Origin of the sequence: Pedobacter jamesrossensis, from assembly GCF_042650905.1 — a bacterium.
GTDB lineage: Bacteria > Bacteroidota > Bacteroidia > Sphingobacteriales > Sphingobacteriaceae > Pedobacter > Pedobacter jamesrossensis.
The window spans coordinates 46035-59982 of sequence record NZ_JBHSBY010000133.1 but is presented as its reverse complement, the minus strand read 5'-3'; the positions used below and the strand labels follow the sequence as shown (position 1 = coordinate 59982).

Annotated in this window: 13 protein-coding genes; 10 read left to right on the top strand and 3 right to left on the bottom strand. The window is 32.9% G+C overall.

Features of this window, described 5'->3' with window-relative positions:
* The first annotated feature begins 1176 nt into the window (after positions 1–1176).
* The 8 genes from ACFOUY_RS15355 to ACFOUY_RS15320 are packed head-to-tail and all read left to right on the top strand — an operon-like array spanning position 1177 to position 9082.
* The gene (locus ACFOUY_RS15355) at positions 1177–1428 is read left to right on the top strand and encodes a hypothetical protein (RefSeq protein ID WP_378961868.1); all 252 of its coding nucleotides are present in this window, start codon (positions 1177–1179) and stop codon (positions 1426–1428) included.
* A gap of 39 nt (positions 1429–1467) precedes the next feature.
* The gene (locus tag ACFOUY_RS15350) at positions 1468–2712 is read left to right on the top strand and encodes an FAD-dependent oxidoreductase (RefSeq protein ID WP_378961866.1); all 1245 of its coding nucleotides are present in this window, start codon (positions 1468–1470) and stop codon (positions 2710–2712) included.
* A gap of 2 nt (positions 2713–2714) precedes the next feature.
* Complete coding sequence (locus tag ACFOUY_RS15345) at positions 2715–2987, top strand: UBP-type zinc finger domain-containing protein (RefSeq protein ID WP_378961863.1); 273 nt, start codon at positions 2715–2717, stop codon at positions 2985–2987.
* Between the two features lie 56 nt (positions 2988–3043).
* Positions 3044–4429 carry a mercuric reductase gene (locus ACFOUY_RS15340; protein WP_378961861.1) on the top strand — a complete coding sequence of 462 codons (1386 nt, stop codon included), beginning with the start codon at positions 3044–3046 and terminating at the stop codon, positions 4427–4429.
* Between the two features lie 3 nt (positions 4430–4432).
* Positions 4433–5392 carry an ABC transporter ATP-binding protein gene (locus ACFOUY_RS15335; protein WP_378961860.1) on the top strand — a complete coding sequence of 320 codons (960 nt, stop codon included), beginning with the start codon at positions 4433–4435 and terminating at the stop codon, positions 5390–5392.
* Complete coding sequence (locus tag ACFOUY_RS15330; protein WP_378961858.1) at positions 5385–6953, top strand: ABC transporter permease/substrate-binding protein; 1569 nt, start codon at positions 5385–5387, stop codon at positions 6951–6953. The genes ACFOUY_RS15335 and ACFOUY_RS15330 overlap by 8 nt, the downstream gene beginning before the upstream one ends.
* Complete coding sequence (gene egtB, locus ACFOUY_RS15325; protein WP_378961856.1) at positions 6953–8104, top strand: ergothioneine biosynthesis protein EgtB; 1152 nt, start codon at positions 6953–6955, stop codon at positions 8102–8104. The genes ACFOUY_RS15330 and egtB overlap by 1 nt, the downstream gene beginning before the upstream one ends.
* 6 nt (positions 8105–8110) lie before the next feature.
* Entirely contained in the window at positions 8111–9082 is a 972-nt protein-coding gene (locus ACFOUY_RS15320) for an L-histidine N(alpha)-methyltransferase (protein WP_378961854.1), read from the top strand.
* A gap of 1 nt (position 9083) precedes the next feature.
* Here ACFOUY_RS15320 and ACFOUY_RS15315 read toward each other — a convergent pair whose 3' ends face one another.
* Positions 9084–10154, bottom strand: coding sequence for an aminotransferase class V-fold PLP-dependent enzyme (locus ACFOUY_RS15315; RefSeq protein WP_378961853.1), 1071 nt, complete (start codon positions 10152–10154; stop codon positions 9084–9086).
* A gap of 96 nt (positions 10155–10250) precedes the next feature.
* Between ACFOUY_RS15315 and ACFOUY_RS15310 the strand changes: the two genes are divergently transcribed.
* Both ACFOUY_RS15310 and ACFOUY_RS15305 read left to right on the top strand, forming a co-directional pair.
* Positions 10251–10724 carry a DinB family protein gene (locus ACFOUY_RS15310; RefSeq protein WP_378961852.1) on the top strand — a complete coding sequence of 158 codons (474 nt, stop codon included), beginning with the start codon at positions 10251–10253 and terminating at the stop codon, positions 10722–10724.
* Between the two features lie 24 nt (positions 10725–10748).
* Positions 10749–11129, top strand: coding sequence for a VOC family protein (locus tag ACFOUY_RS15305; RefSeq protein WP_378961850.1), 381 nt, complete (start codon positions 10749–10751; stop codon positions 11127–11129).
* A 30-nt stretch (positions 11130–11159) separates the two neighbouring features.
* Here ACFOUY_RS15305 and ACFOUY_RS15300 read toward each other — a convergent pair whose 3' ends face one another.
* Positions 11160–12020: a hypothetical protein gene (locus ACFOUY_RS15300; protein ID WP_378961849.1), complete on the bottom strand. Its 861-nt coding sequence runs from the start codon at positions 12018–12020 to the stop codon at positions 11160–11162.
* Between the two features lie 104 nt (positions 12021–12124).
* On the bottom strand, positions 12125–13912 hold the full coding sequence (locus ACFOUY_RS15295) for a PAS domain-containing protein (RefSeq protein WP_378961847.1): 1788 nt from the start codon (positions 13910–13912) through the stop codon (positions 12125–12127).
* Between the last annotated feature and the right edge of the window lie 36 nt (positions 13913–13948).

Genomic DNA, 13948 nt, shown 5'->3' with positions numbered 1-13948 from the left:
GAGTAGGTCGGTGCCAAATCTTAAAAGCCAAAAACAGGCCTTTAACAAGAACCCTTGCAGTAACAACTGTGAGGGTTTCTTCGTTTATAAAAAAAAAATACAAAAGAACAAGGAGCAAAGAGCAAAGAACAAGGATAAAAGACTAAGTTGCTTAAATCCCCTTACGGGAACGCTATAAAGGAATTATTTGAATAGCGTAAAACGGAGAGAGATTCCCTGTCCCACCTAAACCCCATGGGTACGAAAATCCTTTTTGGTATTCAAAAAACTTTAAGCTCTTAGAAAAACTCCAAACCAAAAGATTGAAGCATATAGCGGGAATACTTTAAGCGGTGGGAGAATTGATAGTGATTTGCTCAGGATTATAAAAATCACTTAAAAGTGTAACATATATCATATTTAAAACTGATACTGTTCAATTGTGTTAATATTGTAAGTTTTTTTCTCCTTATTTGTTTGAATTGCACATCCAATATCTAGAGACGTTTTCCTACAATTACTTCTTTTACAGCTTCGAATAGTTACTCTTTTGTTGTTTTAACCAGATTTAATGTTTCTGTACTTACTTCGCCAATGATAAATCTATATGGATGGTCGCCATGAAAACCGTTTTTAATTGTACCAACATCTACAGAGATTTATATCTCCATCTTTAAGTTCGGTTTTATTAGGGCAACCATGTATAACAACATCATTAAATGAAGTTGTTATTTGATGTGGAAATCTATTCTAATTATAAAAGAAGGCACTTCTCCATTATCTAAAATATATTCATTTGCAATTTTATCTATAATGATGATGCAATACCAGGTTTTAGAATATTTGCTACTTCGGAGCGCGTGTTACTTACTAACATAGCACTAATGAAAATTAGTACAATTTCTTCATTTGTTTTATAAAATCATTTATGAAAAGGTAATCATCAGATTTTTTAATGACATAATACAAATTAATTTTTAAACAAGTCTGGTTTAAAATCTTAGATATTTTATTTTGTAAATAATTATTTTCTGTCATAAATTTACTTTATCTCGCTATAAAAAACTTTTTAGCTATTTTGTAATTTACTAATAATCAGTAGCTTGTTGTTTGGTTTATTTTTTGAAGTAATATAATTGGTTTACTTGTTTAATAATGGGCAAAAATTTTTAATGGAAAATAACAGCATAAAACATATTGGAGAAATGGAAACACTTTCTTAGCCAGCTTAATGGTATAAATAATCCTATACAGGAATTTCGAGAGCAGTTTTTAATTGATAGTTATTATAGGTATGAGGGGGAATCTGATCCAGAAGATGAAGCTATTGTTTACGCAATATCTTCTGTTGATGGAACAATAAAAGGCCTTTTTGTGAGTGATTATGGACCTTCTTCTGAAAGTAAAGATGATGAACTGATTAAAAATATTAAAGCTCGAATTGTATAATTGGATTTTGATGATATTATAGTTTTAACGAAAGCCAATATGAATAAACTTAAATTATATGGAAAGCCAGATTCTCCTGAAATTTATCCAATAAGAGATTTTTTGAAACGAAGCGTTGTTGATTTCGAGTGGATTGATATTAGTAATGATAATTTAGGTTGGGGTCAAAGTATTACATCTTTCAACAATCCAGATAAATTCCCTTCAGTAGAATTTCCAGATGGGAAAATAATTGTTAACCCAACCTTAGAAGAAATAGCGTGTAATTTGGGATGGATTACACAGCCAAAATATACGGAGTACGATCTCTCTATTTATGGTGCTGGACCTGCGGGTTTAAGTGCGGCTGTTTATGCAGCATCAGAAGGTTTGAAAACTATTTTAATTGAAAGAGAGGCTATTGGAGGTCAGGCTGGAACGAGTTCTTTAATAGAAAATTATTTAGGTTTTCCCGAAGGCATTTCTGGAGCAAATCTTGCAGAGCGGGCAAGGCAACAAGCACTTAAGTTTGGGGTAGAAATTTTACTTTTAAAGGAAGGTATAAAGGGTACATTTTACGATAATAAAATACATGTTGATTTTGCAAGTGGAGAAAAGTTAGTTGCAAAATCAAATATTTGTGCCACAGGAGTGGAGTATGCAAGATTAAATCTTGATGATGAATCTAGGTTTTTTCATAAAGGTGTATATTATGGCGCAGGTGCTAGCGAAGCCTTTTTCTGTCAGGATAAGGATCTTTATATAATAGGAGGAGGAAATTCGGCAGGACAGGCGGCCACTTATTTTTCTGGTTTTGCAAAAAGAGTATTTATGGTAATTAGAAAGGGAAATCTTTCAGATACACTTTCAGAGTACCTGATTAAGCGCATTGCAAATATTAAAAATATTTTTGTACTGTATCATTCTCAGGTTATCGCACTTGAGGGAGATGATTTTTTGCAAAGAATTAAGATTGTGAATAGTGAAGATGGTAAAGAAACATGGCATGATACCTCTAAATTATTTATTTGTATAGGCGGAAAACCAAATACAGATTGGGCATCAGAAACAGCAATATGCAGAGATAGAAATGGTTATCTTTATACTGGAAACGACTTAATTAGTTTAGAGCAGTATAAAAATTGCTGGAATGTCGAGCGAACACCTTATCATTTAGAAACGAGTGTTCCAGGATCATTCGCAGCTGGTGATGTTAGGTTTAATTCGGTTAAGCGAGTTGCATCGGCTGTGGGTGAGGGTGCAATGGCTGTAACACAAGTTCATCAATATTTATCAAAACTATAATTATGGGAAGCAATAACGTCTGCAGCCATATCGGCGCAGTAAAAGAACTAAAATTCGCTAAGGAACTGGTTTGTGAAGAGTGTGTTAAACAAAATACAGAATGGGTGCACCTTAGAACTTGCCAAACTTGTGGTAAAACACTCTGTTGCGATTCTTCTCCAGAGCAGCACATGTCTAAACATTGCAAAGCAACCTCCCATCCAGTAGTAATATCTTCAGAGTTGGGGGAAAGATGGTTATATTGTTATGTTGATGACCAGATGGCAGAGTATTGATTAATATCAATTAAATTGTTTGAAACATTAAATTGAAATTTTGGTTATTTAAGAATATGAAACACTACGATGCAATAATTATAGGTTCGGGGCAGGCAGGAACACCTCTGGCAAAGAAATTGGCCATGACTGGAATGAAGATTGCCATAGTTGAAAAACGATTTGTTGGAGGAACTTGCATAAATGATGGTTGCACACCTACAAAAGCAATGGTTGCATCTGCTCGTATGGCATATCAAGCTAGAAAATCTGAAGAACTTGGTGTTATTATAGGGTCGATAACCGTTGATTTAAAAAAAATTAAACAGCGTAAAGATGAAATCGTAAAGCAGTTTAGAGGTGGTTCTGAAAAAGGAATAGAATCTACAAAAGGTCTTAAACTTTTCTTAGGTGAAGCTAAATTTAGTGGTGAAAAGGAAATTACAATTACTTATCCGAATGGATCGAAAGATATACTCCAGGCAGATTTAATTTTTATTAATACTGGTGCAAAAACAATAATTCCGGAGATAGATGGCCTTAAAGAAATTGACTATTTAACTTCAACAAGCATTTTGGAATTAGAAGAAATTCCTGAGCATTTAGTGGTTATTGGTGGAAATTATATAGGGTTAGAATTTGGACAAATGTTTAGTCGGTTTGGAAGCAAAGTAACTATATTAGAGCGATCATCATCAATATTAGCTAAAGAAGATAAAGATATTGCTGAATCAGTTGCAAGTATACTAGAAGCTGAAAAAATAGATATTTTAACAAATGTTGAGGTAAGAAAAATTTCTAAAAAAAATAATGACCAGTTAGTAGTTGAAGTTAAAACAGCTGAAAACATAAAGAAAATAAATGCCAGCCATGTTTTAATAGCCGTTGGCAGAGCACCTCAAACAGCAGATTTAGGATTGGATATTTGTGGCGTTAAAATCGATAAGCAAGGACATATCCTAACTAATAAAAAATTAGAAACCAATATAAAAGGGATTTATGCCTTGGGTGATGTTAAGGGTGGACCAGCATTTACGCATATTGCCTATAATGATTATACAATTGTTTACCGAAATTTGATAGAGGGTACTAATTATTCGATTGAAGACAGACCTATTCCTTATTGCATGTTTACCGACCCACAGTTAGGTAGAATAGGTATATCAGAAAATGAAGCAAAAGAACAAAAACTTGATTATAAGGTAGCTATATTGCCCATGTCATCGGTAGCAAGAGGTATTGAAACAAATGAGACGCAAGGTTTAATGAAGGCTGTTGTTGATGTTAAAACTAAAAAAATTCTAGGAGCTGCTATTTTGGCTTCCGAAGGAGGTGAAATTATGTCGGTACTACAAATGGCTATGGAAGGTGGAATTACATACGATAGAATACGTTATTGTGTATTTGCACATCCAACTTTTTCAGAATCTTTAAATAATCTTTTTATGAAAATTGAAAGCTAAAGTATGATTGAACTTAAGAACGTTAGTAAAAAGTTTGGTGAAACACTTGCTGTAAATCAAGCTTCTTTTAATGTTAATGAAAAGGAAAATCTGATTTTATTAGGAACTAGTGGTTGTGGTAAAACAACCACACTTAAAATAATTAACCGTCTTATCGAGCCTGATGAAGGTGAAATCATAATTAATGGGAAAAATATTCTTGCTCAAAATCCTGAAACCCTTAGAAGAGAAATTGGATATGTAATGCAGAACGTTGGTCTTTTTCCGCATTATACCGTTGAAGAAAATATAGCTGTTGTTCCAAATTTGTTGAAATGGGAGAGAAAAAAAACTATTGGTAGAATACTAGAGTTAATAAAAAAACTCCATCTTCCAGAAAATTGCTTAAAATTATTTCCTCATCAATTAAGTGGTGGTCAGCAACAACGTGTTGGCCTAGCCAGGGCTTTAGTGGCAAATCCTCCTATTTTATTAATGGACGAACCGTTCGGTGCGCTTGATAATGTAACCAGAGCAAGTATTCAACTAGAGTTTAAAAAACTAGATGAGTTAAAAAGAAAGACCATTGTTATGGTTACTCATGATGTTATGGAAGCATTTGAACTTGCAGACCGTATTTGCCTAATGGATAAGGGTAAAATTATGCAAATTGGTACACCTAAAGATTTGCTTTATAAGCCTGCAAATAATTTTGTTAAAAAATTTTTAGATGGACAGCGTTTGGCTCTAGAATTTAAAGTAATTTCGATAAATGATATTTGGAATAGTTTAGCACCATCGTCAAAAGCCAATAATCAGGTTATAAGTTCAGAGTTAAGCGTTTGGAATGCAATGGAACAGCTTAGGTCTGGAGCTAATGAAGAAATTTTTTTCTCAAACACTAAAAATGAAGTAAAATCTGCCGATTTTACTCAATTAACCGTGGCATTTAATTTATATAAAGATTCAACTGAACATGGATGAGCAGCAAACACTCTGGCAATTCATGTCCATGGAATCGGATAAATTGTTCAGCCAAACTTTACAGCATATCGGTTTAACATTTATTTCTCTTCTTTTTGCAATTGCTATCGGTCTGCCTCTAGGTATTTTAATTGCCAGAAAGCGAAAGCTATCTGGAACAGTGTTAGCTGCAGCGGGTATTTTACAAACCGTTCCGAGCATAGCGCTTTTAGGTTTCATGATTCCTGTTTTAGGTATTGGCGCTAAACCTGCAATTGTTGCTTTATTAATTTATGCATTATTACCTATTATTAGAAATACTTACACAGGTATTATTGGAATCGATAAAAATGTTATAGAAGCTGCTAAAGCCTTAGGAATGAGTAAAATTCAAGTACTATTTAAAGTAGAATTACCTTTGGCAATGCCAGTTATATTGGCTGGTATTCGCACTGCAACAGTTATAAATGTAGGCGTGGCTACATTAGCATCATATATAGCTGCAGGTGGCTTAGGCGAATTTATCTTTGGTGGCATTTCGCTCAACAACACAAATATGATATTGGCTGGCGCTATTCCAGCAGCTTTGCTTGCAATAATTCTAGATGGTTTCCTTTCAATAATTCAGAAAATGGATTTTAAAAAATTAAGGAAGGTTCTCGTCGTTTTTCCTTTTATTCTCGTTCTATTGAGCATATTTTATGTTTTACCATCTGCTTACGGTTCTGGATTAACTGCTGGTTTTACTCCCGAATTTATGGGTAGGCAGGATGGAGATTTGGGCTTAAAATCTGCTTACGGCCTTAAAATTCATACAGTTGTTATTAGTGATGCCGTAATGTATAAAGCTGCTTTTGCCAAAGAATTAGATGTAATTAGCGGTTATTCTACTGATGGTAGATTAAAAGCATTCAACCTCAAAATTTTAAAAGACGATAAAGGTATTTTTCCTCCATATTATGCTGCACCAATTGTTCGTCAATCATCACTGGAAAAATTTCCGCTGCTCGAACAGACTTTAAACCTGTTGGCTGGAAAGATAACAGATTCGTTAATGACTGATTTAAATTATAGAACTGATTACCTCCATCAAACTCCTAATCAGGTTGCAAAAGATTTTCTTGTCAAAAATGGATTGTACAAACCCGCTAAAGGTGGGAACTTGGGAACGATTAGAATTGGTTCAAAAATATTTGGAGAACAATATATCTTGGCAGAAATGTACAGCATGTTAATTAAAGGTAATACAGATTACGACGTGGAAACCAAAACAGGTCTTGGTGGAACGAAAATTTGTTTTGATGCTTTAACTAATAATCAAATCGATTTTTACCCAGAATATACCGGAACAGGGTTATTAGCTATTTTAAAGCCTAATAAAAAGCTTGTAGAAAGGATTACACACAACAAAGATGAAACGTATAATTATGTAAATTCTGAATTTGTTAAGAATTATAAAATCAAGTGGTTAAAGCCAATTGGTTTTAATAATTCTTATGCTTTAATGATGAGGGAAAAACAATCGAAAGCACTAAATGTTATATCAATAACAGACCTTAAAAACTATCTCGATAAAAATTGATGAATCTTGCGGAAAAATATCTGAGCATTCGAAAATGTTCGGAACAAATATGCGAACCATTACAAACTGAAGATTATGTTGTGCAACCTATTGCAGATGTAAGCCCACCTAAGTGGCATTTGGGGCATACAACCTGGTTTTTTGAAACTTTTATACTTGAACCTTTTCTGGTAAATTATCAAGTTTATAATGAAGACTACAATTTCGTTTTCAACAGCTATTACGAAACAGTAGGCAACCGGGTGATACGCACTGACAGGGGAAATCTTAGCAGGCCAAGTGTAAATGATGTATATCAGTATAGAGCCTATGTTGATGAAGCAATGGTTAATTTTTTATCTGCAGAGATAAGTTCAGAAATAAATGATTTACTTGTACTGGGCTTCAATCATGAACAGCAGCATCAAGAGCTATTATTAACTGATATTAAATATATTTTAGGTAATAATCCATTATTTCCAGTTTATTCTGACAAAAAATCAGAAATAAAAAGTCAAGAGAATGAGGCTCTCGGAATGTTGACCGTTAAGGATGGCATTTATGAGGTGGGTTATGAAGGTAAAGAGTTTTGCTTCGATAATGAACTTAATCGCCACAAAGTTTATTTAAGCGAATTTATGATTAGCTTATCTCTGGTATCTAATGAAGATTATATTGCTTTTATTAACGACGGTGGTTATCAGGATTTCAATTATTGGCATGCAGAAGGTTGGGATTGGGTAAAAACAAATAAAATTATTTCGCCAATGTATTGGTTTGAAATAGATGGCAAATGGTTTAATTATACATTAAAAGGTTTGCATGAAGTAAATCCTAAGCAGCCAGTAACACATATAAGTTATTATGAAGCTTATGCATTTGCCAGTTGGAAGGGGATGCGTTTACCAACAGAATTTGAATGGGAAATTGCTGCAAGAAACTTTAACTGGGGCGAAAGATGGGAGTGGACAGAAAGTGCATATTTACCATATCCAGGATTTAATAAAGCACCGGGAGCAATTGGCGAGTATAATGGGAAATTTATGGTTAATCAAAAAGTGTTGCGTGGTGCTTCCATTGCTACCCCAGAAGGTCATAGTCGTATAACTTACAGGAATTTTTTTCATCCACATTTAAGATGGCAATATACTGGTATTCGCCTTGCTAAATAAAATTTTATGATAATCTCTACCGAAAAACCAACAGTTAATAATGTTCTGTTTCTTAAAGAAACTTTAGAAGGGCTAAGATCAGATACGAAGTATATGCACTCCAAATATTTTTATGATGAAACCGGAGATTATATTTTTCAACAAATAATGAATATGGAAGAATACTATCTAACTGATGCAGAAATGGAGATTATGAAGCATCAGGCAGATGGAATTGCTGATACAATATCAAATGATGGCGCCGCTTTTGATTTGATTGAACTTGGTGCTGGAGATGCCACAAAATCTATTCATTTATTGCAAAATCTTTTAGATAAGAATTTAGATTTTAAATATTTTCCTATAGATTTTTCATCACATGTAATCGCAGATTTAGAGTTTAATCTTCCAAAAAACCTTCCAAATTTGGATTTTGAAGGCTTAAATGGCGATTATTTCGATATGCTTAAAAAAGCAACTCAAATTTCAGATAGAAAGAAAGTTGTGCTTTTTATGGGGGCAAATATTGGAAATATGAATGTAACGGACGCAAACGCATTCTGTATTAAGCTTAGAGAACTTTTATCTGTAGACGATATCTTAATTATTGGATTTGATGTAAAAAAAAATCCACAAAAAATATTAAATGCATACAATGATAAAGCAGGAATTACTAAGTCTTTCAATTTAAACTTATTAAAAAGGATAAATCGCGAGTTGGAAGGGGATTTCGATTTGAATAGCTTTGACCACTATGCTTGCTATGATCCTGAATCTGGCGCCTGCAAAAGTTATCTTATCAGTTTAAAAAAACAAATTGTAAATATTGGTGGTACATCAATTCATTTTGCAAAAGATGAATACATTAATATGGAAATTTCACAAAAATATTCTTTAGATGAAATTGAAAAATTAGCAAAAGAATCTGGGTTTAAGGTGTTGCAATATTTTTCAGATCAAAATAATTATTTCGTCGATTCGGTTTGGAAAGTTGCTTAAACTAATATAAAGCTTCAAGAAAACGATTTAAATCATTCTCTGTATTGTAGAAATGGAAAGAAATTCGGATACCTTTTCCTCTTGCAGAACAAAGAATTTTTACATTCTCTAATTTTTTTACAATTTCATTTTTTAAAGGGATACTTATTATTGTAGATTGTTCTTTTCTTGCTAACATCCATTCGGGTATTAATCCTCGAGAATAAAGTTCAATTCTCGCTTTGTTAGAAAGTTCTGCGCACTTTTCTTCAATAAAATTGAAACCGATATTTTTTAAATAATCTAAACTTTGGTTTAAAGAGCCAAATGTTAAACTATCTAAATGACCAGGTTCTAGGCAAAGTGATAAATAATTTTTACCACTTAAAAATGGTGCTGTAGGTAGTTTAGCATTTTTTCCGTTTGGGTATAGTAAATTTTTAATTTGTTCGGATAAAAACAGATAACCGTTCCCATACCCACCTAGAAGCCATTTATATCCACTTCCAATTAAAGCATCCAAACCAGAAGTTTCAAAGTTAAAAATTGTAGTACCAGTAAATTGTGTACCATCTGCAATTAATAATAAATCAGGAAAATTACTTTTAAGTTTAATAATAAAATCGCTCTGCATTCTAATTCCGCTTATATATTGAACCATGCTAAATGCAAAAACAGAAGGTTTAAACTTTTCGATGGCATTTAGAATGTTTTCTTCAAGATTAGCATCAATTGGCACTTCAAAAAAATCAAACCCTCTGCTAGTAACAGGGTAACTCACAGAAGGATAATCCTCTTCTAGCAAAAGAAAGCGATGATTATTATCTAGTCCATTAAGTATTGTGTTAAAACCAGTTGAGAAGTTTGGGGATAGAAAAATATTATCTTTGCCGACTGAAAAAATATTCGAAAGATTAATTCTTAAACGCTCCATTACATCCAAATTGTTCATTCTGAATATACTGCCATTTTCTATAAAATCTGAATCGTGTTCATTACGCCATACGGATATATCTTTTGATAATAAACCAGAATTCGCGGTATTTAAATATATGTAGTTTTCCAGGATCGGAAAATTTTGCAGGAAGTTCATATTCAAAAATAAGATAAATCAACACATAAAGCGATTTGATGCTGATAAAAACCTAACAGACAAATATTTGTTTATTAAATGTTTTTAATACGATTTATGGAAAATGATGGAATACTAATATCTGAGCTTAAAAAATTGCTGAATGGAGGAAGTGCTCATGCTGGTTTAAAAGATGCAATTGATAATTTGCCGTTTAAATTATTGGGTTTAAAGGTGCAAAATCTTCCATATACAATTTGGCAACTTATAGAACATATTAGGATAGCACAATGGGATATGCTTGAGTTTAGTAAGGCTGGAAAACATACATCGCCACGGTGGCCTGATGATTATTGGCCAAAAGAACTTGCACCCAAAGATGAAGAAACTTGGAGGAAAAGTTTAAATCAAATTGATTCTAATAGGACTGAATTTATTGAGCTAATGCAATTAAATGATTTACTTAAACCAATTGAACACGGAAGCGGACAAAATATTTTAAGAGAGGCTTTACAAATTGCTGATCACAATGCGTATCATATTGGGGAGATAATAGTTATTCGCCGATTATTAGGTGCATGGAAAAGTTAAACCCACTATTAAAAATATAAAATTATGTTAGAACAATCAAAAGCTTTTAGTTCGTTTGCTGTAGACGATATTGAGAAAGCAAAGTTTTTTTACCAAAATTTACTTGGCTTAATCGTTAATGATAATCCCATGGGCTTACTTGAACTCAAGATCCCTGGTGTTAATGATATTCTAATTTATCCAAAAACAAACCATGAACCTGCAACATTTACCATTCTTAATTTTAAGGTAAGAAATATCGATATTACAGTTGATAAGCTTGTAGAAAAAGGAATAACTTTCGAACAATATAATAATGAATATATAAAAACAAACGAAAAAGGTATTTCCAGAGGAAGTAGTGGGCCAAATATTGCCTGGTTTAAAGACCCTGCCGGAAATATTTTATCTATAATTGAAGCTTAAACGTGGTTTAAGCACAGATTTAGTAAAAAATTAATCGATCATATTTTCTAAATCACTTATTTTAAATTGCTGGCTTTTTTCAAGTCTAGAAATTTCAGCTTTGTTGTCATTAAAAGATTGTTGAAGCTTCAAAAATGAATCTTTTAAGTAATGAACTGCAAATAATCTAGATATTCTTATTCGGATTTTATCAGCTAAAAATATTTCAGTTAAAATTAATGCAATGAAGAATAAATAATGGCCAATTATAATTTGATGCCCTGGTTTAATTGCTTTCTGAAGTCCTATTAGGCTGCCTAAAAAATCGGCTAATAATGGTATTATAAGAATAGGGATTACGGCAACAAAAGTAGATTTAAGCCGGATCTCTTTTTCGGCTTTATCAATTGATAATTCTACAGGCGTTATTTCATTATTGTTGTTAATGCTTTTTTGGGTGTTAAGCTGACTTAGTTTTTCCTGCTCCTTGCCATATTCAATATCTATATTTCTAACATGTGCAATTAGTTCTGCTTCGGCTAGGTTAAGCTTTTCCTGGTCGGAAACTATAGCTTCCTGCTCGGTTATTAGTTTTTCCATAATCAATAGATCTTCTGGAATGCCATGCTTTAATTTTTGTTCTGCGGCAATAATGCGATTGTCTAATTGCTTAAACTGTTTTTTAAGCTCCGAAATTTCCGAATCCCAGTGTTCTTTTTTTAACAGATAATCGTTTTCTAAACGTTTTTTCGCTAATATGTATTTAAACCTAATAAACTCGGCCTCATTTAATTTAAACCTGTTTTTTAATTTTTTTAGGTTTGAAAAAAGTTCTGTAGCCGATTTTTCGGTGTCAGAAAGGTCGTTTTTGTATGCTTGTAAATCTGTTTCTGAAATTCGGTTAAGCGGCATGGTATCTATAAATTACCTGATAAAATTATGAAAATAATCTAGCTTGTTTAACTTGGGTACTTATAAAGGATAAAAATTAACCTAAGAATGTTTTATTTAAATCTTTATCCCAACTCTTCCAGCTCATCAGATTTTAGAACTATCTTTTTTATTATAGAATCAAGTTCTTGAGCGGAGTTTTCAATCTCATTTGTTATTTCCAAATCAGACATCCTTTGTTGTGGTATTTTATTTTTTAAGATATATGTAAGACCTAAAAGCCTGGCTAGTGGAGCACGCAAAACATGAGATTGCATCCATGATATTTCTTTTAAGCGTTCGTTTTGCTGTTCTATGGCATTATAATATTTCATTTGCTGGGTAACATCTCTTTGTATAGCAACCCAATGCGTAAAATTTCCGTTTTCATCAGAAAGAGGAGTCATAGCAATATTCATCCAAAATTCCGAGCCATCCTTCCTGTAGTTAATCATTGTAACCTCGTTTGCCTGAAAATTATTCATAGTAGCCCTCAATTCTTTAAGCGTCTTCTTTGATGTATTTTTTCCGGCCAAAAATTCTGGAGATTTGCCTAAAGATTCTTTAATAGAATAACCCGTCATTTCTGTGAAACTATGATTTACGTAGGTTATCTTAGATTTTGAGTTTTCTGGATTTGCATCCGTAATCATTACAGCATCTTTAGTGTGTTTTACCATCGATTCTAATAATCGCAATTGCTGTTCTTCTTTTTTCCTTTGGGTAATATCATGCATTGCACCGACCATCCTAATCGCATTCCCATCATTGTCTCTAATCACAAATCCTCTGTCTACTACATAAGCATAACTACCATCTTCTCTTAAATAACGATATTCATCCTTCCAGTTTGTGCCTTTACTGTTAATTACAGCATAAATTCCTTTTTCAACTCTTTCAACATCTTCGGGATGTAAACGAGATATCCAGGATGAAATATTAACAAAGCCAGGAGGCCCTTTAAGCCCAAAAAGTGACGTGAAGCCTTCTCCCCAGTACAGACTGTTATCTTCTACATCCCAATCCCATATAGCATCAGAGGTTGCCATTGTAACGTACTTGTAACGTTCATTGCTAAGTAGAAGTGCTTTTTCGGCTTCAATTTTTGCGGTTATATCTCTGGAATTTGCAACAATACCTTGTATAGAAGGATCATTTCTTAAATCCGTCATTATAGTTTCAATCCATCTCCACTCATTTGATATTGATTTAAATCTGAAAGGTCTAAGAACTAGCCTTTTGTTTCTTTCAATTTCAAGAAATTGTTCATATACAGCATCTTTATCATTTGGATGTATAAAATCGAATGCATTTTTGCCAATTAAATATGCTGGTGAAAATCCCAGCACGGCTTCAGAGGTTAGACTAACATATTTATAAGTGCCTTCTTCGTTCAATATTGCGATTAAATCAGAGCCATCTTGGACAAGGCTTCGAAACCGCTGCTCACTTTCATCAATCTGATTTAATGTTTTTGTTTCGCTAACCCCAATGCTTTGAATCCAGAGAAAAACATTTTCATTATGGTCATAAATCGGAATATGTTCTACCGTTAATTCGGTGTTATTTTTTGTTTTAAGTTTTGCAGTTGGAAATAGACTGGTATTAATAGTTAGTTTATCTACACAGAGTTCAATAGTTGATTTTTGTATAGATGCTTTTATCAATTCTTGCTCAAAGAAGCATTTGTTTTCATCTGCCAGATTCTCTGGGTTATTTATGTCAGTACCAATTAACAACTTACTTTGCGTAAGGGTTAGTAACTCATAAGCGTGATTAACCGCAATAATGATTAATTTCTTGCCTTCCTGTTTTAGTAAAATGGCAGGTCCGGCAATCAGGTCAAAAATAAAATAGCCGGGATGTGTAGGCATAATAGTTATGATTTGTTATTATAAGTTACGTTAAAA

Bases quoted from the DNA above. Each gene is read 5' to 3' on its own strand.
- egtB (WP_378961856.1), top strand. From the start codon at position 6,953: ATGAATCTTGCGGAAAAATATCTGAGCATTCGAAAATGTTCGGAACAA.
- ACFOUY_RS15335 (WP_378961860.1), top strand. From the start codon at position 4,433: ATGATTGAACTTAAGAACGTTAGTAAAAAGTTTGGTGAAACACTTGCT.
- ACFOUY_RS15350 (WP_378961866.1), top strand. From the start codon at position 1,468: ATGAATAAACTTAAATTATATGGAAAGCCAGATTCTCCTGAAATTTAT.
- ACFOUY_RS15315 (WP_378961853.1), bottom strand. From the start codon at position 10,154: ATGAACTTCCTGCAAAATTTTCCGATCCTGGAAAACTACATATATTTA.
- ACFOUY_RS15330 (WP_378961858.1), top strand. From the start codon at position 5,385: ATGGATGAGCAGCAAACACTCTGGCAATTCATGTCCATGGAATCGGAT.
- ACFOUY_RS15295 (WP_378961847.1), bottom strand. From the start codon at position 13,912: ATGCCTACACATCCCGGCTATTTTATTTTTGACCTGATTGCCGGACCT.
- ACFOUY_RS15320 (WP_378961854.1), top strand. From the start codon at position 8,111: ATGATAATCTCTACCGAAAAACCAACAGTTAATAATGTTCTGTTTCTT.
- ACFOUY_RS15345 (WP_378961863.1), top strand. From the start codon at position 2,715: ATGGGAAGCAATAACGTCTGCAGCCATATCGGCGCAGTAAAAGAACTA.
- ACFOUY_RS15305 (WP_378961850.1), top strand. From the start codon at position 10,749: ATGTTAGAACAATCAAAAGCTTTTAGTTCGTTTGCTGTAGACGATATT.
- ACFOUY_RS15300 (WP_378961849.1), bottom strand. From the start codon at position 12,020: ATGCCGCTTAACCGAATTTCAGAAACAGATTTACAAGCATACAAAAAC.
- ACFOUY_RS15310 (WP_378961852.1), top strand. From the start codon at position 10,251: ATGGAAAATGATGGAATACTAATATCTGAGCTTAAAAAATTGCTGAAT.
- ACFOUY_RS15340 (WP_378961861.1), top strand. From the start codon at position 3,044: ATGAAACACTACGATGCAATAATTATAGGTTCGGGGCAGGCAGGAACA.